The organism is Allobosea sp. TND4EK4 (genome assembly GCF_900156025.1).
Lineage (GTDB): Bacteria > Pseudomonadota > Alphaproteobacteria > Rhizobiales > Beijerinckiaceae > Allobosea.
On record NZ_FTMO01000006.1, the window covers coordinates 156,795 to 179,572 of the forward strand.

22 protein-coding genes are annotated in these 22,778 nt (G+C 67.1%); 14 read left to right on the top strand and 8 right to left on the bottom strand.

What is annotated here, in order from left to right; translation table 11 throughout:
* Position 1 precedes the first annotated feature (1 nt).
* The gene (locus BW981_RS13040; protein ID WP_076439788.1) at positions 2-772 is read right to left on the bottom strand and encodes a GntR family transcriptional regulator; all 771 of its coding nucleotides are present in this window, start codon (positions 770-772) and stop codon (positions 2-4) included.
* Positions 773-985: 213 nt separating this feature from the next.
* Here BW981_RS13040 and BW981_RS13045 point away from each other — a divergent pair, with 213 nt between their 5' ends.
* From BW981_RS13045 to BW981_RS13055, 3 genes are all read left to right on the top strand, one after another.
* Positions 986-2,185 carry a mandelate racemase/muconate lactonizing enzyme family protein gene (locus BW981_RS13045; protein ID WP_076439791.1) on the top strand — a complete coding sequence of 400 codons (1,200 nt, stop codon included), beginning with the start codon at positions 986-988 and terminating at the stop codon, positions 2,183-2,185.
* A 182-nt stretch (positions 2,186-2,367) separates the two neighbouring features.
* Positions 2,368-3,135: an SDR family oxidoreductase gene (locus BW981_RS13050; RefSeq protein ID WP_076439793.1), complete on the top strand. Its 768-nt coding sequence runs from the start codon at positions 2,368-2,370 to the stop codon at positions 3,133-3,135.
* 29 nt (positions 3,136-3,164) lie between these two features.
* Complete coding sequence (locus tag BW981_RS13055) at positions 3,165-3,653, top strand: Lrp/AsnC family transcriptional regulator (RefSeq protein WP_076439796.1); 489 nt, start codon at positions 3,165-3,167, stop codon at positions 3,651-3,653.
* A gap of 66 nt (positions 3,654-3,719) precedes the next feature.
* Here the strand turns inward: BW981_RS13055 and BW981_RS13060 are convergent, their stop codons facing one another.
* The gene (locus tag BW981_RS13060) at positions 3,720-4,157 is read right to left on the bottom strand and encodes an Lrp/AsnC family transcriptional regulator (RefSeq protein ID WP_076439936.1); all 438 of its coding nucleotides are present in this window, start codon (positions 4,155-4,157) and stop codon (positions 3,720-3,722) included.
* Positions 4,158-4,283: 126 nt separating this feature from the next.
* Between BW981_RS13060 and BW981_RS13065 the strand changes: the two genes are divergently transcribed.
* Positions 4,284-5,360, top strand: a complete 1,077-nt coding sequence (locus tag BW981_RS13065) for an ornithine cyclodeaminase (protein WP_076439799.1) — start codon at positions 4,284-4,286, stop codon at positions 5,358-5,360.
* A 4-nt stretch (positions 5,361-5,364) separates the two neighbouring features.
* Here the strand turns inward: BW981_RS13065 and BW981_RS13070 are convergent, their stop codons facing one another.
* From BW981_RS13070 to BW981_RS13080, 3 genes are all read right to left on the bottom strand, one after another.
* The gene (locus tag BW981_RS13070; protein ID WP_076439801.1) at positions 5,365-6,594 is read right to left on the bottom strand and encodes a GTP-binding protein; all 1,230 of its coding nucleotides are present in this window, start codon (positions 6,592-6,594) and stop codon (positions 5,365-5,367) included.
* A 182-nt stretch (positions 6,595-6,776) separates the two neighbouring features.
* Positions 6,777-7,751, bottom strand: coding sequence for an arginase (gene rocF / locus BW981_RS13075; RefSeq protein ID WP_076439803.1), 975 nt, complete (start codon positions 7,749-7,751; stop codon positions 6,777-6,779).
* A 98-nt stretch (positions 7,752-7,849) separates the two neighbouring features.
* The gene (locus tag BW981_RS13080) at positions 7,850-8,638 is read right to left on the bottom strand and encodes a class II glutamine amidotransferase (protein WP_076439805.1); all 789 of its coding nucleotides are present in this window, start codon (positions 8,636-8,638) and stop codon (positions 7,850-7,852) included.
* 277 nt (positions 8,639-8,915) lie between these two features.
* Between BW981_RS13080 and BW981_RS13085 the strand changes: the two genes are divergently transcribed.
* The 3 genes from BW981_RS13085 to BW981_RS13095 all read left to right on the top strand — a co-directional run bounded on the left by BW981_RS13085 (position 8,916) and on the right by BW981_RS13095 (position 12,764).
* On the top strand, positions 8,916-9,515 hold the full coding sequence (locus tag BW981_RS13085; protein WP_076439938.1) for a TRAP transporter small permease subunit: 600 nt from the start codon (positions 8,916-8,918) through the stop codon (positions 9,513-9,515).
* A 158-nt stretch (positions 9,516-9,673) separates the two neighbouring features.
* On the top strand, positions 9,674-11,335 hold the full coding sequence (locus BW981_RS13090) for a TRAP transporter large permease (RefSeq protein WP_076439940.1): 1,662 nt from the start codon (positions 9,674-9,676) through the stop codon (positions 11,333-11,335).
* A 13-nt stretch (positions 11,336-11,348) separates the two neighbouring features.
* Positions 11,349-12,764, top strand: a complete 1,416-nt coding sequence (locus BW981_RS13095; RefSeq protein ID WP_076439807.1) for a sodium:proton antiporter — start codon at positions 11,349-11,351, stop codon at positions 12,762-12,764.
* 128 nt (positions 12,765-12,892) lie between these two features.
* Here the strand turns inward: BW981_RS13095 and BW981_RS13100 are convergent, their stop codons facing one another.
* The 3 genes from BW981_RS13100 to BW981_RS13110 form a co-directional block, all read right to left on the bottom strand.
* Positions 12,893-13,903: an Lnb N-terminal periplasmic domain-containing protein gene (locus BW981_RS13100; protein ID WP_076439809.1), complete on the bottom strand. Its 1,011-nt coding sequence runs from the start codon at positions 13,901-13,903 to the stop codon at positions 12,893-12,895.
* Positions 13,904-13,938: 35 nt separating this feature from the next.
* The gene (locus tag BW981_RS13105) at positions 13,939-15,549 is read right to left on the bottom strand and encodes a phosphoenolpyruvate carboxykinase (RefSeq protein ID WP_076439811.1); all 1,611 of its coding nucleotides are present in this window, start codon (positions 15,547-15,549) and stop codon (positions 13,939-13,941) included.
* Positions 15,550-15,812: 263 nt separating this feature from the next.
* On the bottom strand, positions 15,813-16,601 hold the full coding sequence (locus tag BW981_RS13110; RefSeq protein ID WP_076439813.1) for a HugZ family pyridoxamine 5'-phosphate oxidase: 789 nt from the start codon (positions 16,599-16,601) through the stop codon (positions 15,813-15,815).
* A gap of 189 nt (positions 16,602-16,790) precedes the next feature.
* Between BW981_RS13110 and BW981_RS13115 the strand changes: the two genes are divergently transcribed.
* The 7 genes from BW981_RS13115 to ahcY all read left to right on the top strand — a co-directional run bounded on the left by BW981_RS13115 (position 16,791) and on the right by ahcY (position 22,644).
* On the top strand, positions 16,791-17,492 hold the full coding sequence (locus BW981_RS13115; RefSeq protein WP_076439815.1) for a response regulator transcription factor: 702 nt from the start codon (positions 16,791-16,793) through the stop codon (positions 17,490-17,492).
* Positions 17,493-17,637: 145 nt separating this feature from the next.
* Positions 17,638-19,437 (top strand): sensor histidine kinase, encoded by a 1,800-nt coding sequence (locus BW981_RS13120; RefSeq protein WP_076439818.1) that lies wholly within the window; start codon positions 17,638-17,640, stop codon positions 19,435-19,437.
* Positions 19,427-19,900, top strand: a complete 474-nt coding sequence (locus tag BW981_RS13125) for an HPr kinase/phosphorylase (RefSeq protein WP_076439820.1) — start codon at positions 19,427-19,429, stop codon at positions 19,898-19,900. Before BW981_RS13120 ends, BW981_RS13125 begins: the two co-directional genes overlap by 11 nt.
* A gap of 112 nt (positions 19,901-20,012) precedes the next feature.
* Positions 20,013-20,414, top strand: a complete 402-nt coding sequence (locus tag BW981_RS13130; protein WP_076439822.1) for a PTS sugar transporter subunit IIA — start codon at positions 20,013-20,015, stop codon at positions 20,412-20,414.
* Positions 20,415-20,429: 15 nt separating this feature from the next.
* Positions 20,430-20,762 carry an HPr family phosphocarrier protein gene (locus tag BW981_RS13135; protein ID WP_139333752.1) on the top strand — a complete coding sequence of 111 codons (333 nt, stop codon included), beginning with the start codon at positions 20,430-20,432 and terminating at the stop codon, positions 20,760-20,762.
* Between the two features lie 6 nt (positions 20,763-20,768).
* The gene (locus BW981_RS13140) at positions 20,769-21,128 is read left to right on the top strand and encodes a hypothetical protein (protein WP_139333753.1); all 360 of its coding nucleotides are present in this window, start codon (positions 20,769-20,771) and stop codon (positions 21,126-21,128) included.
* A gap of 121 nt (positions 21,129-21,249) precedes the next feature.
* Complete coding sequence (gene ahcY / locus BW981_RS13145) at positions 21,250-22,644, top strand: adenosylhomocysteinase (protein ID WP_076439826.1); 1,395 nt, start codon at positions 21,250-21,252, stop codon at positions 22,642-22,644.
* Positions 22,645-22,778 lie beyond the last annotated feature (134 nt).

A 22,778-nucleotide genomic window follows, 5' to 3' on the forward strand; every position in this document is an offset into this window, starting at 1 on the left:
GTCAGCCGGGTTGATGAGGCAGGAGCGGTTCGATGCTGCAGTCGAGCAGCGCGGGATCGACGGTTTTCTCGAGCTCGTCGAACATGCCGTCGACGAAGCCGACGAGCGCGTCCGACGCGGCGATGGCACGGTCGGCCTGGGAGGATGCGATGCCGTTGAGCAAGGCGAGATGGTGGTCGATCGTCCCGCTGAGGTCGGCGGGGGTCGCGACATGGCTGTGATAGATGTGGCCGATGCGGCGGAAGATCGTGTGCAGCGGCCGCAGCGTGTGCTCGAGGAAGGGCTCGCCCGCCGCCGACAGGATCATCTGGTCGATGCGCCGGTCGAGCGGGTTGAAGGCCGCCAGCGTCATCTCCTCGCGCTTGTCGCGCAGCAGCCGGGCCATGTGCAGCATCTGGTTGCGGTGCATCGGGCCGGCCCGCTCCGCCGCAAGGCGGGCGACGAAGCGTTCGAGGTCGCGGCGCAGCTTCAGCAGAAGGCGCTCGCGGGCAAGGTCGATCGGGGCGATCTGCAGGCCGTGGCGCGGACGTACCGTGATCAGCGTATCGGCCGCCAGCCGGCTGACGGCGTGGTGCACGGGGGTGCGGCCGAAGCCGGTCATCTCCTGCAGATCCTGCATCGTCAGCAGACGGCCGGGCCTGAGCTGGCAGTCGATCAGCATCGCCTCGATGCGCTCATAGGCGAGCTCGAAGAAGTTCAGCCGGTTGCGCCGCGGCGGCGGGTCCAGCGAATCCTGCAAGACCAGCTGCGGCTTGGCCTTCCGTGCAGCCATCGATTCCTCCCAAAGGCACGGCTCGCCGTGGATGCGACGTTCCGGCAGGCTCTTCGATGGCCTTTCCCGGAACGATAAACATGTTGTGATATTTTACAAGCGCTCTTATGGTCGGCGCCGCGCCCGGCCAGTCTAGGATGGCGGCGACGCGCACAAAAGCACGCAGGCCGCTCGACCAAAGTCGAAGCCGAGGCCGAGCCAGGGGAAGCAACCATGAAGATCACCGCGATCGAGACCCTGCGGACGGAAGAGTTTGCCAATGTCCTGTGGGTGCGGGTGCATACCGATGCCGGCATCGTCGGGCTCGGCGAGACCTTCTACGGCGCGGCCTCCGTCGAGGCGCATCTGCACGACACGCTGGCGATGCGGCTGCTGGGCAAGAACCCGCTGCATATCGAGGCGCTGCACAAGGAGATGACGAACCTGCCGATGGCGCAGGCCTCGACGGGGGCGGAATCGCGCGCCACCTCGGCGGTCGACATCGCCCTGTGGGACATTTTCGGCAAGGTCTGCGGCCAGCCGGTGCATCAGATGCTGGGCGGGCTGTGCCGCGACAAGCAGCGCATCTACAACACCTGCGCCGGCTACGGATATGTCCGCTCGCACAACATCAAGCCGGTCTCGACCTGGAACTTCGGCGCGGCCGAAGGCCCCTATGAAGATCTGCACGGCTTCATGACCCGCGCCGACGAGGTCGCCGAGAGCCTGCTCGCGAGCGGCATCACCGCGATGAAGATCTGGCCCTTCGATCCGCCTGCCATCGAGAACCAGGGCCTGTTCATCACGCCCGACCAGATGCGCAAGGCCTGCGAGCCCTTCGAGAAGATCCGCAAGGCCGTCGGCGACAGGATGGAGATCATGGTCGAGTTCCATTCGCTCTGGAACCTGCCGACCGCGATCAAGATCGCCCGCGTGCTCGAGCAGTACGAGCCGAGCTGGTACGAGGACCCGATCCGGATGAATTCGCCGCAGGCGCTGGCCGAGTTCGCCCGCTCGACGACGGTTTCGGTGACGGCGAGCGAGACGCTGGGCTCGCGCTTCCCCTACAAGGACATGCTCGACCGCGACGCGATGCATGTCGTGATGGCCGATCTGTGCTGGACCGGCGGCTTGACCGAGGGCCGCAAGATCGCCGCCATGGCCGAGACCTATCACCGCCCCTTCGCGCCGCATGACTGCATCGGCCCGGTCGGCTTCATCGCCGCGATCCACGCCTCCTTCAGCCAGCCCAACACGCTGATCCAGGAATCGGTGCGGGCCTTCTACACCGGCTGGTACAAGGAGCTGGTGACAGAGATGCCGCGCATCGAGGGCGGCTATGTCTACCCGATGGAGGCGCCGGGCCTGGGCGTCGAATTGCTGCCGGCGGTGTTCGAGCGTTCGGACCTGACCGTGCGCCGCTCGAGCCTGTAGTCTCCGCTCTCGGGCTTCAAACGTGCCGTCATCCCGGGCGGAGCGAAGCGCAGGCCCGGGATCCATGCCTGAACCTGCCGGGACGCTCCGGCATGGATACCCGATCGGCGCCGCTCGCGCGGCTTGTCCGGGAGGACGGCGAGGTTGCTTCGCATCACCATGACTGTTGGAGGCCAGTGCCCATGACCAACCCGCTCTTCGACCTCACCGGCCGGACCGCCCTCGTCACCGGTTCCTCCCGCGGCCTCGGCCGCGCCATGGCGGAAGGCCTCGCCAAGGCCGGCGCGCGCATCCTCGTCAACGGCACCGACGCCGCCCGCGCGGACGCGGCGGTCAAGGAGATGCGCCAGGCCGGCTATGACGCCGATGCCGCGGCCTTCGACGTGACGTCCGAAGACCAGATCGTCGCTGCCTTCGAGCGGTTCGACGCCGAGGGCATCGCCGTCGACATCCTCGTCAACAATGCCGGCATCCAGTTCCGCAAGCCGATGGTCGAACTGGCCACGGCCGACTGGCAGCGCGTCATCGACACCAACCTGACCTCCGCCTTCGTCATCGGGCGCGAGGCGGCCAAGCGCATGATCGCGCGCGGCCACGGCAAGGTCATCAACATCGGCTCGCTCACCAGCGCGCTCGCGCGGGCCACGGTCGCGCCCTATACGGTGGCCAAGGGCGGCATCAAGATGCTGACCCAGGCGATGGCCGCCGAATGGGCCGAGCACGGTATCCAGGCCAACGCCATCGGGCCGGGCTACATGCTGACGGACATGAACGAGGCGCTGATCGCAAACCCGGCCTTCGACGCCTGGGTCAAGGGCCGCACGCCCTCGAAGCGCTGGGGCCGTCCGGACGAGATCGTCGGCGCCGCGGTCTTCCTCGCCGCGCCGGCCTCGGACTACGTCAACGGCCAGATCATCTATGTCGATGGCGGGATGCTCGCGGTCCTGTAAGAAGGGCCGTTCCATCCCGGAGGAGACGAATGCCGCGCCCGCGCCTCGATGCGCTCGACCGCAGGATCATCGCCGAGCTGCAGAGCAATTCTCGCCTCTCGGTGCAGGAGCTGTCGGAGCGGGTCGGCCTCTCCGCCAGCCCTTGCGCCCGGCGCATCCGCATCCTGGAGGAGGCGGGCGTCATCCAGGGCTATGCCGCGATCATCGACCAGACCAAGGTCGGCCTGCCGATCAGCGTCTTTGTCTCCGTCAAGCTGGAACGCCAGCGCGAGGACGAGCTGGACCGCTTCTCGCAGGCGGTGGCGCGGTGGCCGGAGGTCGTGGATTGCTACCTGATGACCGGCCAGCGCGACTATCTGCTGCGTATCGTCGTGCGCGACCTGCCGGCCTATGAGCGCTTCCTGAAGGACAAGCTGACGCGCCTCGACGGCGTCGCCTCGATCGAGTCGAGCTTCGCGCTGGGCCAGGTCAAGCGCTCCAGCGCCCTGCCGATCGCCGCCCTGCCGGACGACGACTGAGACAAGCGCGCAAACACCTCGTCATCCGGGCTTGTCCGGGGCGCGGCGCTTGTCCCGCAGCCAGCGTTAGAGCCGCGCCTTGACGCTGCGCGGCGTGGCCAGCAGCAGGCTGGTCTCGCTGTTGGCAACGCCGGGGATCATGCGGATGCGGCGCAGCACCTGGTCGAAGGCGATCAGGTCCGAGGTGCCGAGTTCGGCCACGAGGTCCCATTTCCCGTTCGTGGTGTGCACGCTGGAGACCTCGCTGAAGCCGGAGAGCGCCGCGATCACCGCATCCGCCGCCTGTCCCGAGATCTCGATCATGGTGATGCCGCGCACCGGCAGATCGATCGCGTCCGAGCGCAGGATCACGGTGAAGCCGACGATCTCGCCGGCCTTTTCCAGCTTCTCGAGCCGGGCGCGCACGGTCGCGCGGGTCAGGCCGAGATCGGCCGCGAGGTCGGAGATGCTGCGCCGCCCATCATGGCGCAGCAGCGTGATGAGTTTGCGATCCGTCTCGTCGATCATCCGGATTGGATAATCGCTTTAACCAGATCGGGCAAATCGGTGCGCATCCTGCGCGATCCGGCTTCTTCCTCCTGCCGCCGAAACCCGCTGCAATGGGTCTTTGAAACGCTCGCGCGAGGCTGCATGTCGAACCCGCTCAACGTCGTTCCCTTCGTCAGCGTCGACGACATGATGAAGCTCGTCCATGCGATCGGCATCGAGCGGATGCTGTCGGAGATCGCGGCGGCGATCGAGGAGGATTTCCGGCGCTGGCCGAGCTTCGACAAGACGCCGCGCATCGCCTCGCACAGCCTCGATGGCGTGATCGAGCTGATGCCGACCAGCGACGGCACGCTGTACGGCTTCAAATACGTCAACGGCCACCCGCGCAACATGAAGGCCGGCCTGCAGACGGTGACCGCCTTCGGCCTGCTCTCCGACGTCGCGACCGGTTATCCGGTGCTGCTCTCCGAAATGACGATCCTGACCGCCTTGCGCACCGCGGCGATGTCGGCAGTGGCGGCGAAATATCTGGCGCCCAAGAACGCCGCGACGATGGCGCTGATCGGCAACGGGGCCCAGTCGGAGTTCCAGGCCTTCGCCTTCCGCGCGCTGCTCGGCATCGAGAGCCTGCGGCTCCACGACATCGACCCGGCCGCGACCGACAAATGCGCCCGCAACCTCACCCGGCACGGCTTCCGCATCACCCGTTGCGCCAGCGCGATGGAGGCGGTGGAGGGGGCGCAGATCGTCACCACCGTCACTGCCGACAAGCAGCAGGCGACGATCCTGACCGACAACATGGTCGGCGCCGGCATTCACATCAACGCGGTGGGCGGCGACTGCCCCGGCAAGACCGAGATCCATCCGGACGTGCTGAGGCGCTCCGCCATCTTCGTGGAATACCCGCCGCAGACGCGCGTCGAAGGCGATATCCAGCAGCTCCCGGCCGATCACCCGGTCGAGGAGCTGTGGCAGGTCATCGCCGGGCAGAAGCCCGGCCGCTCCGATCCGCGCCAGATCACGCTCTTCGACTCGGTCGGTTTCGCGATCGAGGATTTTTCGGCGCTGCGCTACGTCCACGCCCGCATCCGCGAGGCCGGCACCTATGCCGAACTCGACCTGATCGCCGATCCGGACGATCCGCGCGATCTCTTCGGCATGCTGATGCGCGCGGCGCCCGAAATCCGCGTGGCGCCGAAGCCCGCCGCCGTGGCCTGAGCGGTCAGGCCGCCGAACGGTCCCATTGCGGAAAGGGGTCTTCCAGCCCGAGCAGCGCCTGCGTCATCCCGGTGGCAGGGCTGCCGGTCAGGCAGGCGTCGAGCGCTGCGCGGATCGCAGCCTCGTCCATCGCCGGGCCACCGATGAAGACCATCTCCTGGCGCCGGTCACCCCATGTCGGCGACCAGTGCTTGCGCATCAGCGACTGGAACTCTTCCGAGCGCGGCCAGCGCTCCTTCGGCACCGCCGCCCACCAGCGCCCCATGCCCTCGGTCCGGGCGATGCGCCCGGCCAGCGAATACTCCCCGACCCAGTGCGGCCGCGTCGCCAGCCAGAAATGGCCCTTGGCCCGGATCAGGCCGGGCCAGAGTGCGTCCATGAAAGCGTGCAGCTTGCCTGGATGGAAGGGGCGGCGCGCCCGGTAGACGAAGGAACGGATGCCGTATTCCTCGGTCTCCGGCACATGCTGGTCGAAGCCGTAGAGCTCCTTGTGCCAGAGCGGGTGGTTCTGCGCCTTCTCCTCGCTGTAGAGCCGGGTGTCGAGCAATCGATCGAGCGGCACGCGGCCGAAATCGGCCTCGACGATGCGCGCGTCGGCATTCAGCCCCCGCACCACCTGCCTGACTCTCTCCAGCTCGTCCGCCGTGACCTCGCTCGCCTTGTTGATCACCACCACGTCGGCGAACTCGATCTGCTCGACCAGCAGATCGACCAGCGTGCGCTGATCGCCTTCCCCGGCCGTTTCGCCGCGATCGGCGAGAAAGTCGCGGCTGTCGTAGTCCTTGAGCAGGTTCAGCGCATCGACCACCGTCGCCATGGTGTCGAGCCGCGCCACGTCGTCGAGCGAGCGGTCCTTCTCGTCGCGGAAGGAGAAGGTCGCGGCGATCGGCAGCGGCTCGGCGATGCCCGTGCCTTCGATCAGCAGGTAGTCGAACCGCTTCTCGGCGGCGAGGCGGCGCACCTCGCTCAGCAGGTCGTCGCGCAGGGTGCAGCAGATGCAGCCATTGCTCATCTCGACCAGCCGCTCCTCGGTCTGCGACAGGTTGGCGCCGCCCTCCCGCACGAGATCGGCGTCGATGTTCACCTCGCTCATGTCGTTGACGATGACGGCGACGCGCCGGCCCTCGCGGTTGTTGAGGATGTGGTTGAGCAGGGTGGTCTTGCCGGCGCCGAGAAAGCCGGAGAGGACCGTGACCGGCAGGCGCCGGTCGACGAACAGGTCGGAAGAAGGCATCGGAGGCGCTCGATCTGTAACAAGGAGAAATTTGTTACAGTATAACATAACACATATGTCAACCGTCGCGACGCTCCTCCGGGCGGGCCCGCTCGCCTGTGGCGCCTGAAGGATCGTCGGCGCAGGAACCTGCCTGGGGTTGCCTGCCAAGCCCGGCGCAAGCGCGACCGAGGCAGTACGCCTCAGGCCGCGCCGATGGCGTTCGAAGGGGTGCGCCGATCGGTGATCTGCTGGCCGAACAGGCTGCCCGCCAGTTCCACCGCGAGCCGCGCCGTCTGCCCGCGATCGTCCAGGAACGGGTTGAGCTCGACGATGTCGAGCGAGCGCACCAGTCCGGAATCGTGCAGCAGCTCCATCACGAGATGCGCCTCGCGATAGGTCGCGCCGCCGGGCACGGTGGTGCCGACGCCGGGCGCCAGCGGCGGATCGAGGAAGTCGACGTCGAAGGAGACGTGCAGCACGCCGTTGGCCGCGCGCACCTTGTCGATCACCTGCCGGATCAGCACGCCGACGCCATGCTCGTCGATGGCCCGCATATCGGCGATGTCCACCCCGCGGTCTTTCACCGCGGCCTTTTCGAGCGGGTCGATGGAGCGGATGCCGAACAGGCTGAGCTGGGCAGGCGTGATCGAGGCTCGCGGCTCAGGCCCGAGCAGGTCGTCGAGCCCGCTCTCGCCGCAGAGGAAGGCCGAGGACATGCCGTGCATGTTCCCGGAGGGGGAGATCGCCGGCATGTTGTAGTCGGCATGGGCGTCGAGCCAGAGCACGAAGAGGCTGCGGCCCTGCTCGGCCCAATGGCGGGCGACGCCGTTGACAGAGCCCATCGACAGGCTGTGGTCGCCACCGAGGAAGATCGGCGTCGCGCCCGAGCGGGCGATCTCGTAGGAGCGGGCGCTGAGCGCCCGCATCCAGGCGGCGATCTCATGGTAGAAGCGCGCATTCTCGGGCGCGGCGCCTCCCACCGGAGTCAGGTCACGCGGCAGGATGTCGCCATGGTCCTGAACGCTGTAGCCGAGGCTTTCAAGGACCCGTGCGAGGCCGGCGGTGCGCAGACCGGCGGGACCCATCAGCGCGCCGCGTTGCGACGCCCCGACCTCGATCGGGCAGCCCAGCAGGGCGATGCGGCCGGCATCGGCCGGAATGGCGGGGGCGCTCATGGCGGCTCTCGTCCTGAAAGGGTCGTGGGGCGCCGTGCTTGGCCCAGCCGGGAGGCCTTGTCGAGAGCCATCGGCCGCGAGGCGGCTGTGCGGCAGGCTCAGGCCGCTTCGTTCAGCGCGATGGTGAGCGGCGTCAGCGTCACGCGGCCGGCCGAAACCGTCGCCAGCGTGTTGCAGGGCAGGGCGTGCCAGCATTCGCGCGCCGCATCAACCGGCTCCGAGGCGACGACGATGCTGTCGGGCTTCTCGCAAAGATAGAGGCTCGGCGGCTTGGCGTCGGAGGACCAGCGCACGGCGTGGATCGTCTCGCCGTCGGCGAGCGCGGCCGCGCAGCGCAGCGGCTCGCGCGTGCCGGAAAGGAGCATGAGCGACAGCGCATCCCCGATCGCGGCCGCCAGCGCTTCGCCCGGCGTGAAGCCCTGTTCGAGATGCGCGAGAGCGAGCAAGAAGAGGGCCTCGGAATCGGTGGTGCCGGCACGCGCGGCGTAAAGCGAATCCGGGATCAGCGCCTCGAGTTTGCGGCGGATGCCGCCATAGCCGCCGATCTGGCCATTATGCATGAACATGTAGCGGCCATGGACGAAGGGGTGGCAGTTCGCCCGCGTCGTCGCCGTGCCGGTCGCGGCGCGCACATGCGCGAAGAACAGATGCGAGCGCACCTGCCGCGCGATGGAAAGCAGGTTCTCGTCCGACCAGGCCGGCCTGACCTCGCGGTACTGCCCCGGCTCGGGCCTGTCCCCGTACCAGCCGACGCCGAAGCCGTCGCCATTGGTCCCCGTCTTGGCCTCCTCGGCATGGAGCGACTGGTGGATCAAGGAATGACAGGGCGAGGCGACGAAGTCCTCGAGAAAGACGGGAAGTCCGGAATAGGCGAGGAAACGGCACATGGCAGGCTCGAATGGGCGGGCTCGAATCGGCCGTCGGCCCGACGGGCGACCCGGAGAGGTTTAATGCACTTTGATGAATGCGGACATAACGAACGGGCCTGGCACGGGGGGGGCCGCAGCCTCCGCCGGGCCAGCGGCCCTAAGGCTTTCGTCTAATGGATAAGGCCGGCCCCGTCTTGCGCCGTTTCGGCCGCTCCTATACCGGAAACACCAGCGCATGGCCGACAGGCCTGCCCGGCATGGCCGGGCGGAACTTATCGCGAGGGGAGCGAGCGACGTGAAGGGTCTGCTAGCCGTCAGCCGGGTCATCGATGCGGTCAACAGCCAGATCGGCAAGAAGGTCGCGTGGCTGATTCTCGTCGCGGTGATCGTCGCGACCGTGAACGCGATCATCCGCAAGGTGTTCAACATGTCGTCGAACGCCTGGCTCGAGCTGCAATGGATGCTGTTCGGCGCGGTCTTCCTGATGTGCGCGTCATGGACGATGCAGGTGAAGGAGCATATCCGCATCGACATCGTGAACAGCACGCTGCCCCGGCGCGTCCGCCAGTGGATCGAGCTGCTCGGCCATATTTTCTTCCTGATGCCGTTCTGCCTGCTGATCGTCTACCATTCCTGGCCGTTCTTCACGCGCTCCTACGCCATCGGCGAGCAGTCGCTTTCGGCCGGCGGCCTGCCGCAATGGCCGGCCAAGGGGCTGGTCGTCGTCGGCTTCGTGATGCTGACGATCCAGGGCATCTCCGAGATCATCAAGCAGATCGCGATCATGCGCGGCGAGCTGGAGGACCAGGAGGCGGCAGCCGGCCACGCCGCCGCCGCTGAGGCGGAGGCCCAGCGCCTCCTCGACCAGGCCAAGCAGCAGGGCCTGGCCTCGTGAGCCGCCAGCGAGACGATCGGAAACCTGCCATGACCCTGCTCCGCTCCTCGCGCGCCGCCGCGCTCCTGCTGGCGCTCACCGTCTTCGCCTTCTTCAGCCTGCACACCGGCGATGCCTTCGCCGCGGGTGGCGGCCTCGGCGATTTCCTGCGCGTCAACATGGCGCCGGTGATGTTTGCGACGCTCGTCGTCTTCCTGCTGCTGGGCTATCCGGTCGCCTTCGCGCTCGCTGCCAACGGCCTGCTCTTCGCGATCCTCGGCATCGAGCTCGGCCTGTTCCAGGAGAACTTCCTGCAGGCGCTGCCGGAACGCATCTACGGCACGATGAACAACGACGTGCTGCTGGCGATCCCGTTCTTCACCTTCATGGGGCTCATCCTCGAGCGTTCCGGCATGGCCGAGGATCTGCTCGACACCATCGGCCAGCTCTTCGGCCCGGTGCGTGGCGGCCTTGCCTATGCCGTGATCTTCGTCGGCGCATTGCTGGCGGCCACGACCGGCGTGGTTGCCGCCTCGGTGATCTCGATGGGCCTGATCTCGCTGCCGATCATGCTCCGCTACGGTTACGACCGGCGCCTGGCCTCGGGTGTCATCGCGGCCTCGGGCACGCTGGCGCAGATCATCCCGCCTTCGCTCGTGCTGATCGTGCTCGCCGACCAGCTCGGCCGCTCCGTCGGCGACATGTATGAAGGGGCCTTCATCCCCGGCCTCGTGCTCTCGGCGATGTATGCCGGCTACGTCTTCATCATCACCATGATCGCGCCCCGCCGCGCGCCCGGCCTGCCGCCTGAGGCGCAGACCCTGCGCGATGCGGATGGCCAGACCCGGCGCTTCTCGCTGCTGGTGGTCACGGTCATCTCGTTTGCCGTCGCTTACGCCTATATGAAGTTCTACACCAAGGTCGCGGCCGGCTCCGACTTCGTGGTGCTGACGATGTCGATCGCCGTCGGCGTCTCCTTCATCATCGCGCTGGTCAACAAGGCGCTCGGCCTCAACCTGCTCTCGCGCATGGCCGAGCAGGTCGTGTTCGTGATGGTGCCGCCGCTGGCGCTGATCTTCCTCGTGCTGGGCACCATCTTCATCGGCGTCGCGACGCCCACCGAAGGCGGCGCCATGGGCGCGGCTGGCGCGATCCTCCTTGCCCTTGGCAAGAAGCGCATGACCTTCGACCTGCTGAAGCAGGCCGTGGAATCGACCGCCAAGCTCTCGGCCTTCGTGCTCTTCATCCTGGTCGGCGCCCGCGTCTTCTCGCTGACCTTCTACGGCGTCAACGGCCATGTCTGGGTCGAGCATCTGCTGGTCGGTCTGCCGGGCGGGTCGACGGGCTTCCTGATCGTGGTCAACATCATGGTCTTCCTGCTCGCCTTCTTCCTCGACTTCTTCGAGCTCGCCTTCATCATCGTGCCGCTGCTCGGCCCCGCGGCCGAGAAGCTCGGCATCGACCTGATCTGGTTCGGCGTCATCCTGGGCGTGAACATGCAGACCTCCTTCATGCACCCGCCCTTCGGCTTCGCGCTGTTCTTCCTGCGTTCCGTCGCGCCGAAAAACCCCTACAGGGACCGCGTCACCGGCCGCATGATGGAGCCCGTCACCACCGCGCAGATCTATTGGGGCGCCGTGCCGTTCGTGGTGATCCAGTGCATCATGGTGGCGCTGGTCGTGCTCTTCCCGCAGATGGTGATGCACTACAAGGCGTCCGCGGTGCAGCTCGACCAGAAGGCGATCGACAAGCAGTTCGAGCAGATCCAGGTGCCGGGCATCGGCGGGCCGGGAGGCTTCGACTTCAGCGCCCCGCCGACCTTCGACGCGCCCAAGCCTTAACCGGGGAACGGCCATGCGGGGTTGGGGCAAGGGGCTCGCCTGCGTGGCGCTGGCCACGCTGGTACCGGGGACGGCCTTCGCGAGCGAGATCGGCGGCGCGAGCATGGGCCCTCTCTGGGCCCTGCCTTTCGCCGGCATGCTGCTCTCGATCGCGCTCGGCCCGATCCTTTTTCCCCACCTCTGGGAACTGCATTACGGCAAGTTCGCTGCGTTCTGGGCACTTCTGCTGCTGGTACCGCTCGTTCTGCTGCGTGGGATCGACGCCTCGCTGGCGGCCTTGCTGCACACTGCGCTGCTCGAATACCTGCCCTTCATCATCCTCCTCTTCGCTCTCTTCACCATCGCCGGCGGCATCCTGATCACCGGCAACCTGCACGGCTCTCCGGCGACCAACACCGCGATCCTCGCCATTGGCACGGTGATGGCGAGCCTCGTCGGCACGACGGGCGCGTCGATGATCATGATCCGGCCGCTGCTGCGGGCCAATGACGAGCGGCACCACAACGTCCATGTCGTAGTCTTCTTCATCTTCCTGGTCTCGAATATCGGCGGCTCGCTGACGCCGCTCGGCGACCCGCCGCTCTTCCTCGGCTTCTTGCGCGGCGTCGATTTCTTCTGGACGACGACGCATCTCCTGCCGGAGACCGGCTTTGCCGTGATCGTCCTTCTCGCGCTGTTCTACGCGATCGACAGCTTTCTCTACCGCCGCGATGCCGGCATGCCGCCGCTGAAGGACCCAACCCCGGACCGCAACCTGAAGCTCTGGGGCAAGGTCAACCTGCCGCTGCTGGCCGGTGTCGTCGCAGCCATCCTGCTCTCCGCGAACTGGAAGCCGGGAGTGGCCTTCACCGTCCACGGCGTTGCCGTCGAATGGCAGAACCTTGCGCGCGACCTGATCCTGCTCGGGCTCGCCGGCTTGTCGCTCTGGCTGACGCCGCGGCCCGTGCGCGCCGGCAACGAGTTCTCCTGGGGGCCGATCCTCGAGGTCGCGAAGCTTTTCGCCGGCATCTTCGTCTGCATCATTCCGGTGCTGGCGATGCTGCAGGCGGGGCGCGAGGGGGCCTTCTCCGGGCTGGTCGGCCTGGTCAACCACGCCGATGGCAGCCACGACACCGTCGCCTATTTCTGGTTGACCGGCATCCTCTCGTCGTTCCTCGACAATGCGCCGACCTATCTCGTTTTCTTCGAGCTGGCTGGCGGGAATGCGAGGGAACTGATGATGACCGGGGCGCTGACGCTGGCGGCGATCTCGGCCGGCGCGGTCTTCATGGGCGCCAACACCTATATCGGCAATGCGCCCAACTTCATGGTCTACGCCATCGCCAAGGACCGGAAGGTCAGGATGCCGAGCTTCTTCGGCTACATGCTCTGGTCGGGCGGCATCCTCATCCCGCTCTTCCTGGTGCAGACGCTGCTGTTCTTCCGGTAAAGTCAGCGGGAGCCGTATTCGCCGTCATGGCGAGCGCAGCGAAGCAATCCACAGGGATCGGGTCCAACGGTTGATCCCGGTCTCCGCGGATTGCTTCGGCGTTGGACGCCTCGCAATGGCGGAGCCGTTCAAGGCCCTCCCGCGGGAACGCCTTCCCTGATCTTCGCGGAAAAATCCGGGTCGTCCGGCGAGAGCGTGCGTGCCTTGTCGCTGATGCGGGCGAGCCTTGTCAGCTCCGCGAGCGGGACATGCTGGTTGAGCGCGCCAATCTGCTGGAGGTAGCCGGCGAGATAGCCCGAGAGCAGCACGCGCGGATCGAGCGGCAGCGAGAATTTCCAGGCTGGTGCGACCTGTCCGACGAGATGGAAGACCACCGTCGTGCAGTTCGTCGTCAGCGTGTTGTACCAGCGCGGCCTGGCGGCAAGGTCGTTGATGTCGCGCGCATAGGCCAGCAGCAGGTCGCGCGACTGGGCCGGCGAGGCGTTGATCCGGTAGAGCCGCGTATCTTCGCGGCGGGCATTGGTGCGCAGCGCCACGATGTCGCGCTCGTCGGCCGCGACATAGGCCATCTCGTAGCTGCGAAAGAAGCCGGCCAGCGCGGAGTAATCCTGCCCCTGCTGCCGCCGGATCTCGACCGAGAAGGTCAGGGGCGCTTGATCGGAGAAGGTGAAGGAGACGAGCAGATGCGCGATCGCCTCCCCGGTCCAGTAGCTCAGGAAGACATCCGTTCCGGTGATCTTCGCCAGATCGTAGCGCCGCGTCTCCCAGCGCTGGTCGTAATCCTGCTCCGTCCGCCACCTGAAGTCGCGCAGGTTCGAGACGGTGAGGACATCGCCGTCGCGCGAGATCACCGGCAGATGCGCGAGCTCGGGGATCCAGTCGCGCTGGTGCGACGGCGCCAGGGTCGCCCACCACCCGAGCAGGGAGACAAGCAGCATGGCAAAGCCGAGCGGCAGCCGCGGCTCCTGCGTCCAGAGCCCAATGAGCCCGGCGAGGCCTGCCAGCCCGAATCCGAGCGCGGCGACGACGCCCATGGCGCCAGGCAGCCGGAAAAACAGCAGGCCGGCGCCCCACAGCGTGGCGCCGAGAATGAGGAGCATCAGCAGAAGCTTCAGCACAACGAAAAAGAGGCGGCTCATCGCCGCCTCTCCTAGCATGGTTTCGGCAGGTGGTCTCAGGCGGCCAGCGAACTCGCGGGCGCCGCCGCCTTCACCGCATCGTCGACATGGGCCTCGAACTTGGCGAAGTTCTTGGCGAACATCTCGGTCAGGTTCTTGGCCGTCTCGGCGAAGGCGGCCTTGTCGGCCCAGGTCTTCACCGGATAGAGGATATGCGGCTCGACGCCGGGCACCGAGGTCGGCACCGCGAAGCCGAAATAGGGGTCGCGTCGGAAGTCGGCGCGGTTGAGCGAGCCGTCGAGCGCGGCCGAGAGCAGGCGGCGGGTGACGCGGATCGGCATGCGCCGGCCGGTGCCGTACTGCCCGCCGGTCCAGCCGGTGTTCACCAGCCAGCAATCGACATGGTGCTTGGCGATGAAGTCGCGCAGCAGGTTCGCATATTCGGACGGGTGCCGCGGCAGGAAGGGCGAGCCGAAGCAGGTCGAGAATTCCGGCGTGACGCCGGTCAGCCCGCGCTCGGTGCCGGCGACCTTGGCGGTGTAGCCGGAGAGGAAGTGGTACATCGCCTCCGCCGGGGTGAGCTTGGCGATCGGCGGCATCACGCCGAAGGCGTCGGCGGTCAGCATCACGATGTTCTTCGGGATGCCGGCGCGGCCGGTGCGCGAGGCGTTCGGGATGAAGTCGAGCGGATAGGCCGAGCGGGTGTTTTCGGTTTTGCTCTCGTCGTCGAAATCGACCTCGCGGGTGATCTCGTCCATCACCGTGTTCTCGAGCACCGTGCCGAAGCGCAGCGAGGCGGCGTGGATCTGCGGCTCGGCCTCGGCCGAGAGGCGGATCGTCTTGGCGTAGCAGCCGCCCTCGAAATTGAAGATGCCTTCCTTCGACCAGCCATGCTCGTCGTCGCCGATGAGGGTGCGCTCCGGGTCGGCCGAAAGCGTGGTCTTGCCCGTGCCGGAGAGGCCGAAGAAGATCGCCGGGTCGTCCTTCGGGCCGACATTGGCCGAGCAGTGCATCGGCACCACGCCCTTGGTCGGCAGCACGTAGTTCAGATAGGTGAAGACCGACTTCTTCATCTCGCCGGCATAGGCCGAGCCGCCGATCAGGACGATCTTGCGGGTGAAGTCGATCGCGACGACGGTCTCGCTGCGGCAGCCATGGCGGGCGGGATCCGCCTTGAAGCTCGGCAGGTCGACGATCGTCATCTCGGGCACGTAACCGTCGATCTCGGCGCGCTCCGGCCGGATGAGCAGGTTGCGGATGAACAGCGAGTGCCAGGCCAGCTCGGTGTAGACGCGGGCCTTGACGCGGTGGGCCGGATCGGCGCCGCCATAGAGATCCTGCGCGAAGAGCTCCTTGCCCTCGGCATGGGCGATGAAGTCGGCCAGCAGCGTCTCGAACTGCTCGGGCTTCATCGCGTTGTTGTTGTCCCACCAGACGGTGTTCTCGGTCAGCGCGTCGCGCACCGTGAACTTGTCCTTCGGCGAGCGGCCGGTATGGGTGCCGGTATCGGCGCAGAGCGCGCCGCCACGCGCCAGCTCGGACTCCCCGCGACGCAGGGATTCTTCATAGAGCTGCGGCGCCTCGAGGTTCCAGCGAACCGCCGCCAGCTTGCGGAAGCCGAAGCCCTCGGAGTCTTGGGCGGCGTTGAACTGACCGATGTTCTTCACAGGGATCCTCCGGATGCCGGCCGCTCCCGATCGGGCCGGGTATCGTAACGGACGCGCCCCGCCTTGTGACAAAGCGGGCGCCGAGACGTGGCCTGTTGGCTTGCCGCGGTTCTTAGGGCGTGGCGGCTTCCGGCTCAAGTCATTGAAAAGACAAAAATCGCGCCGCCGGAAGCTAAATCGATTGAATCCCAGGGATCGATTGAACCCGGGGAATGGTGAACAGCCCTGCGAATCTTCCTCTACGCCCTAGCTGTCTCTTCGCCCTAGCTGTCCGCCTGCGCGCGGGCCTTGTCGGCGAGAGCGACGAGAACGCGGCGCAGCGCCGAGGGCTCGCGAATGCGCTCCGGGAAGATCAGCCGGCCCGCTTCCTCGCCGCTGACCAGGTCGAGCCCCTCGGGATCGAGCCCGCTCGCCTTCCAGCGCCCGGCCGGCAGGCCGAGCAGCCGTGTCGCATACAGGGCGAGCGCCTCGGCATGATCGGCGTTCAGATGCTCCAGCGCCTCGCCCTCGGTCGCCAGGAGCGCCTCGCAACCGGAGAGGTCGAGCAACACCTCCCCCGGCGCGATCTCTCCGGCGCGGGCGAAACCGCCATTGGGGTGGAGCCCGAGCACCTCCACGCGGTAGAGCGCGAAATCGGGGAAGTCGGCATAGAGCTTCGCCTTGGGATGCCGGGCGAGGAAGCGGCGCCTGGCATTGACGTCGATGCAGCGCTGCGCGCGGCCGACGACCGAGAGCCGCGCGGAAGCGGCGAGCGGGTCGCCCTTGCCGAGCGACGACACCAGCAGCGAGAGGCGCGCATCCGCCTCGATGTTGCGGGTGTGGAGCGAGAGCCGCGAGGCGAGGAAGAGCGGGCTGCCGTCGGCATCCGTCGCGATATTCGTCAGCGTTGCCAGCGGAAAGCCGCTCTGCGGGTCGAGCGTCGCCAGCGCCGCGGTCCGCGCCGTGCGCAGCACCTGCCGAGCCATCGCGACCGGGTCGAAATCGGCGGGCGCGCTGCCGCCGAGCTCCAGGCCGCGCGGGGTAATGGCGGGTGCGGTCGTCGCTTCGGTCATGTCTCTTGGGCCCATGTCCCCTGGCATTCTGAAGCTGCGGAATGGCGCTCTCGACGAACTCCCGCAGCGCCCGAGCGTTCAGCCATAGCGAACCCGCCCATAACCCGCTAGATTGCTGCCATGCTTTGGCCGCTCTCGCAGGGGAGTGGACCCATCTTTATTACCGCAAGAACAAGAGATGTCATTCTGATGCCGACGATTGCGCTGGTCGATGACGACCGCAACATCCTGACTTCGGTCTCCATCGCGCTCGAAGCCGAGGGCTACAGGATCATGACCTATACGGACGGCGCCTCGGCCCTCGACGGGTTGAAGCAGAACCCGCCGGATCTGGCGATCTTCGACATCAAGATGCCGCGCATGGACGGGATGGAGCTGTTGCGCCGGCTGCGCCAGAAATCCGACCTGCCGGTCATCTTCCTGACCTCGAAGGACGAGGAGATCGATGAGCTCTTCGGCCTGAAGATGGGCGCTGACGACTTCATCCGGAAGCCGTTCTCCCAGCGCCTCCTGGTCGAGCGCGTCAAGGCGATCCTGCGCCGGGCCGGCGCCAAGGATGCCACCGCCACGACCCGCGCGGAAGACGCCAAGGCGCTTGAGCGCGGCCTGCTGCGCATGGACCCGGAGCGCCACACCTGCACCTGGAAGGGCGAGCCGGTGACGCTGACGGTGACCGAGTTCCTGATCCTGCAGTCGCTGGCGCAGCGTCCCGGCGTGGTGAAGAGCCGCAACGCGCTGATGGATGCGGCCTATGACGACGAGGTCTATGTCGACGACCGCACCATCGACAGCCACATCAAGCGGCTGCGCAAGAAGTTCAACCAGGTCGATGCGGAATTCGACATGATCGAGACGCTCTACGGCGTCGGCTATCGCTTCAAGGAAGCCTGAGGCATGGCATCTCTCCGGGTGTGAAAGCACGGTCCGGAGAGGGGCGGGACGGGTGATCCGGTCGCAAGGCGGGCCACGCCGGTCCCGCGGGTGACGGTCGCGAGCCGGGGCTGGGCCCGGCCGGAAATGGCAACGATCGCGGACGATGGCAACGATCGACGATGAAGCCCGGCCGGCTCCGGCCGGCAGGGCGCCGGGCGGGGGCTTGCGCAAACGGCTCGTCCTGGCGGGCCGCAGGCTCGGACGAGCCGTCTCCTCGCGCGCCGCCTCCAGTCTGACGCGCCGCATCGTCGTGCTCAATCTCGGCGGGCTGTTCGCCCTGTTCGTCGGCTTCCTCTACCTCAACCAGTTCCGCGAGGGGCTGATCGAGGCCCGCGTCCAGAGCCTCTTGACGCAGGGCGAGATCATTGCCGGCGCGATCGCGGCCTCCGCCACGGTCGATACCGATGCCATCACCATCGATCCCGACAAGCTGCTCCAGATGCAGGCCGGCGAGAGCGCCGGCATCGCCGAGGACCCGCTCGATTTCTCGATCAATCCGGAAAAGGTGGCGCCGCTGCTGCGCCGCCTTGTCACCCCGACCAAGACGCGGGCCCGCGTCTATGACAGGGACGGGATGCTGACGATCGACTCGCGCAGCCTGTATTCGCGCGGTGAGGTGCTGAGGCTCGACCTGCCGCGCGTCGGCGAGCCGGACGAGCCGCCTTTGCTCGAGCGCACCTGGAACATGCTGCGCAACAAGCTCGGCCGTGCCGACGTGCCGACCTATGACGATTTCGAGAACGCCAACGGAAAATCCTATCCGGAGGTGGCGCGGGCCCTCTCCGGTGCGCCGGCCAGCGTCGTGCGCGTCAACACGCGCGGCCAGACCATCGTCTCGGTCGCGGTGCCGGTGCAGCGCTTCCGCGCCATCAAGGGTGCGCTGCTGCTCTCGACGCAAGGCGGCGACATCGACGCCGTGATCGGCTCCGAACGCTTCGCCATCTTCCAGGTCTTCGCGGTGGCGGCCGCCGTCATGATCGTGCTCTCGGTACTGCTCGCCGGCACCATCGCCGAGCCGATCCGCAAGCTCGCCGATGCGGCCCAGCGCGTGCGGCGGGGCGTCAAGTCGCGCGAGCAGATTCCCGATTTCAGCAGCCGCCACGACGAGATCGGCCATCTCTCCGGCTCGCTGCGCGAGATGACCGAGGCGCTCTACAGCCGCATCGAGGCGATCGAGAGCTTCGCGGCCGACGTCGCGCATGAGCTGAAGAATCCGCTCACCTCGCTGCGCAGCGCCGTCGAGACGCTTCCGCGCGCCAAGAACGACGAGTCCCGCGGTCGCCTGATGGCCGTGATCCAGCACGATGTGCGCCGGCTCGACCGGCTGATCTCGGACATCTCCGATGCCTCCCGCCTCGACGCCGAACTCGCTCGCAACGATTCCGCCCCGGTCGATGTCGCACAGGTGCTGGAGGCGGTGACGACCATCCAGAACGAGACCCGCCGCGAGGGTCAGGCCAGGATCGAGCTCACCGCCGACCGCCGCAGCCAGAAGCTCGGCGACGATGCCTTCTTCGTGCTGGGGCACGATTCCCGGATCGGCCAGGTCATGGTCAATCTGATCGACAATGCCCGCTCCTTCTCGCCGCCGGACAAGCCGGTCAAGGTCACGCTGTCGCGGGTCGCCAATGACGTGCTCGTGACCGTCGAGGACGAGGGCCCGGGCATCGAGCCGCACGCGCTGGAGCGTGTCTTCGAGCGCTTCTACACCGACCGCCCCAATGAGGGCTTCGGGCAGAATTCGGGGCTCGGCCTCTCGATCTCGCGCCAGATCATCGAGGCTCATCGCGGCTCGATCCGCGCCGAGAACCGCCTGGGTCCACCGGGACCGGACGGAGAGGCGCAGCGGCTGGGTGCCCGCTTCATCGTCCGGCTGCCCGCGGCGCATCAGCATGCCGCCTGAACCCGCATCCGTCCCGCCACGGCCCGAGCGCGTCCATGCCACGGCGATCGCCATCGGCGAGGCGGGCATCCTGATCCGCGGCGCGTCCGGCGCCGGCAAATCGATCCTTGCGCTGGCCCTGATCGGCCTTGCCGCAGGCTCCGGCCGCTTCGCCCGCCTCGTCGGCGACGACCGGGTCGAACTGGCGGCCGGCGCAGGCCGGCTGATCGCGAGGCCTGTCGCCCCGCTCGCCGGCGTCGTCGAGCGCCGCGGGCTCGGCCTCACCCCCGAAGCTGCGACACCGGCAGCCGTCCTGCGGCTGGTGGTCGATCTGCTCGGCGAGGAGCCGGCGCGCATGCCCGAGCCGGAGGACCTGGTCGACAACCTCTGCGGGATCGACCTGCCGCGGCTGCGCGTGGCGGGACGTGCCGGGGACGAGAGGCTGGTGCTCGCCGCCCTGGATCTGTTCATTGAAGCCGGCTGAACGCCGTGTTTTCGACATCTTTGTCGGCAACCGGCTTGCGATTGTCTCGCACCTGCCGCATAAACCGCCACCTTGTCCGGGCGCCCTCGCGCGCTCTCCGGTGATGGATTGAATGATCGGACTGGTCCTCGTGACTCATGGGCACCTGGCGACGGAGTTCCGCGCCGCGCTCGAACACGTCGTCGGCCCCCAGGCCCATCTCGCCACCATCGCCATCGCCCCCGATGACGATATGGAGAGCCGCCGCCGCGACATCATCACGGCTGTCGAGCAGGTCGAGAGCGGCCGCGGCGTCGTCATCCTGACCGACATGTTCGGCGGCACCCCGTCGAACCTCGCCATCTCCGTGATGGAGCCGGGCCGGATCGACGTGGTCGCCGGCGTCAACCTGCCGATGCTGATCAAGCTCGCCAGCGTCCGCGAGGAAAAGACCCTCGACGAGGCTGTGACGGCCGCGCAGGATGCGGGGCGCAAATACATCACCGTCGCCAGCCGCGTGCTGGCGGGCAAGTAGGAGCGGCGCGACCGGATGGAGAGGGCGATCGGCATGGAGGACGACTGCGACTGCCCCGAGACCGAGATCCCTCCCGGCGCCCTCCATCGCGACTTCGAGATCGTCAACAAGAAGGGGCTGCACGCCCGCGCCACGGCGAAGTTCGTGCAATGCGCCGCCCGCTTCGACTCCGAGGTCACCGTCAGCCGCTGCGGCGAAACCGTGGGCGCGACCTCGATCATGGGCGTGCTGACCCTCGGCGCCGGCATCGGCTCGACCATCACCATCATCGCCAAAGGGCCTGACGCGGCCGAAGCGCTCGATGCGCTGGGCGCGCTCATCGCCGATCGGTTCGGCGAGGGCGAATAGGCCACGATGCCGTCATCTGCCGATCGGCGCAGCTTGCCGCTTGCCTTCGCGTTCCTCGCGGCCTTGTCCGCCTCCGACCTTTCTCCCGTCGCGGCGCAGCCCGCTCCCTCCAAGCGCAACTGGGCCGACGAGAAATGCGTCCGCTACGGCAGGGGCTGGAGCGAGGCGCTGAAGCGCTTCGGCCAGGCGGGCCTCGGTCCCCAGTTCCTCGCGCGTCACGACGCCTTCCTTGCCTCCGGTTGCAGCGGCGCGCACGACGTCTGCGCGCGGTCAGCGGAGGAGCTGAAGATGGCGAACATCATGGTCATCGTTGCGATGAATGCCGGCATGGCCAGCACCTTCCCGCCCTTCGCCTGCCCGAAGTGAGCGAAGGATTCCGTTGACCATTGCCACGAGGATATAAAGACATCTTTATATCTTTGATTGCGCGCCCTCGCCGGCCCTGCTAAGGACGCGCATCATTTCGGGACAGCAGCGGAGACACCCCGTGTCGGATTACATCGTCAAGGACATCGCGCTTGCGGATTATGGCCGCAAGGAAATCAACATGGCGCAGGACGAGATGCCCGGCCTGATGGCGATCCGCGAGGAGCACAAGGGCAAGGCCCCGCTCAAGGGCGCGCGCATCGCCGGCTGCCTGCACATGACCATCCAGACCGCCGTGCTGATCGAGACGCTGAAGGAACTCGGCGCCGATGTCCGCTGGTCCTCCTGCAACATCTTCTCGACCCAGGACCACGCCGCCGCCGCCATCGCCGCGACCGGCACCCCCGTCTTCGCCATCAAGGGCGAGACGCTGGAGGACTACTGGGAGTATGTGCTGAAGACCGCGACCTGGGGTGACGGCGGCACGCCCAACATGATCCTAGACGACGGCGGCGACCTCACCATGCTGATCATCCTCGGTGCCGAGGCCGAGGCCGGCAAGGCCGCGTTCCTCGACAAGCCGGGCAATGAGGAAGAGACGATCTTCTTCGCGCTGATCAAGCGCCAGCTCAATGACAACCCCGGCTGGTTCACCAAGACCCGCGACGCGATCAAGGGCGTCTCCGAGGAGACCACCACCGGCGTCCACCGCCTCTATGAGCTGGCCAAGGCGAACCGCCTGCCGTTCCCGGCGATCAACGTCAACGACTCGGTCACGAAGTCGAAGTTCGACAACCTCTATGGCTGCCGCGAGTCGCTCGTCGACGCCATCCGTCGCGGCACCGACGTGATGATGTCGGGCAAGGTCGCGGTCGTCGCCGGCTATGGCGACGTCGGCAAGGGCTCGGCCGCCTCGCTGCGCCAGGCCGGCTGCCGCGTGCTCGTCACCGAGGTCGACCCGATATGCGCCCTGCAGGCGGCGATGGAAGGCTACGAGGTCGTGACGATGGACGACGCGGCTCCCCGCGGTGACATCTTCTGCACCGCCACCGGCAATCTCGACGTCATCACGGTGGACCACATGCGGGCGATGAAGCACCGCGCCATCGTCTGCAACATCGGCCATTTCGACTCGGAGATTCAGGTCGCCGGCCTGAAGAACTTCAAGTGGGATAACGTCAAGCCGCAGGTCGACGAGGTCGAGTTCCCCGACGGCAAGCGCATCATCCTGCTCTCGGAAGGCCGCCTGGTGAATCTCGGCAACGCCACCGGCCACCCCTCCTTCGTGATGTCCTGCTCGTTCTCGAACCAGACGCTGGCCCAGATCGAGCTCTGGAACCACCACGCGAAGTACGAGAGCAAGGTCTACACCCTACCCAAGCACCTCGACGAGAAGGTCGCGGCGCTGCACCTCGCCAAGGTCGGCGCCAAGCTGACCGTCCTGAACGACCAGCAGGCAAAGTATATCGGCGTGCCGCAGGCGGGCCCCTTCAAGCCCGAGCATTATCGCTACTGACATTCGGGCCAGCCCCCGGATGCGGAAGGCCCGGCGTCAGCCGGGCCTTTTTTATGCGCCTGTGGATGATGCGCATACGACGCCGGTACACCACTAATAGTGTCCGAGGGCGCGGCTTCGCCTAGTCCTTGCGT

Bases quoted from the DNA above. Each gene is read 5' to 3' on its own strand.
- BW981_RS13140 (WP_139333753.1), top strand. From the start codon at position 20,769: ATGCCGTCATCTGCCGATCGGCGCAGCTTGCCGCTTGCCTTCGCGTTC.
- BW981_RS13050 (WP_076439793.1), top strand. From the start codon at position 2,368: ATGACCAACCCGCTCTTCGACCTCACCGGCCGGACCGCCCTCGTCACC.
- BW981_RS13080 (WP_076439805.1), bottom strand. From the start codon at position 8,638: ATGTGCCGTTTCCTCGCCTATTCCGGACTTCCCGTCTTTCTCGAGGAC.
- rocF (WP_076439803.1), bottom strand. From the start codon at position 7,751: ATGAGCGCCCCCGCCATTCCGGCCGATGCCGGCCGCATCGCCCTGCTG.
- BW981_RS13090 (WP_076439940.1), top strand. From the start codon at position 9,674: ATGGCGCCGGTGATGTTTGCGACGCTCGTCGTCTTCCTGCTGCTGGGC.
- BW981_RS13095 (WP_076439807.1), top strand. From the start codon at position 11,349: ATGCGGGGTTGGGGCAAGGGGCTCGCCTGCGTGGCGCTGGCCACGCTG.
- BW981_RS13115 (WP_076439815.1), top strand. From the start codon at position 16,791: ATGCCGACGATTGCGCTGGTCGATGACGACCGCAACATCCTGACTTCG.
- BW981_RS13040 (WP_076439788.1), bottom strand. From the start codon at position 772: ATGGCTGCACGGAAGGCCAAGCCGCAGCTGGTCTTGCAGGATTCGCTG.
- BW981_RS13120 (WP_076439818.1), top strand. From the start codon at position 17,638: ATGGCAACGATCGACGATGAAGCCCGGCCGGCTCCGGCCGGCAGGGCG.
- BW981_RS13045 (WP_076439791.1), top strand. From the start codon at position 986: ATGAAGATCACCGCGATCGAGACCCTGCGGACGGAAGAGTTTGCCAAT.
- BW981_RS13070 (WP_076439801.1), bottom strand. From the start codon at position 6,594: ATGCCTTCTTCCGACCTGTTCGTCGACCGGCGCCTGCCGGTCACGGTC.
- BW981_RS13135 (WP_139333752.1), top strand. From the start codon at position 20,430: ATGGAGAGGGCGATCGGCATGGAGGACGACTGCGACTGCCCCGAGACC.
- BW981_RS13125 (WP_076439820.1), top strand. From the start codon at position 19,427: ATGCCGCCTGAACCCGCATCCGTCCCGCCACGGCCCGAGCGCGTCCAT.
- BW981_RS13055 (WP_076439796.1), top strand. From the start codon at position 3,165: ATGCCGCGCCCGCGCCTCGATGCGCTCGACCGCAGGATCATCGCCGAG.
- BW981_RS13100 (WP_076439809.1), bottom strand. From the start codon at position 13,903: ATGAGCCGCCTCTTTTTCGTTGTGCTGAAGCTTCTGCTGATGCTCCTC.
- BW981_RS13065 (WP_076439799.1), top strand. From the start codon at position 4,284: ATGTCGAACCCGCTCAACGTCGTTCCCTTCGTCAGCGTCGACGACATG.
- BW981_RS13130 (WP_076439822.1), top strand. From the start codon at position 20,013: ATGATCGGACTGGTCCTCGTGACTCATGGGCACCTGGCGACGGAGTTC.
- BW981_RS13110 (WP_076439813.1), bottom strand. From the start codon at position 16,601: ATGACCGAAGCGACGACCGCACCCGCCATTACCCCGCGCGGCCTGGAG.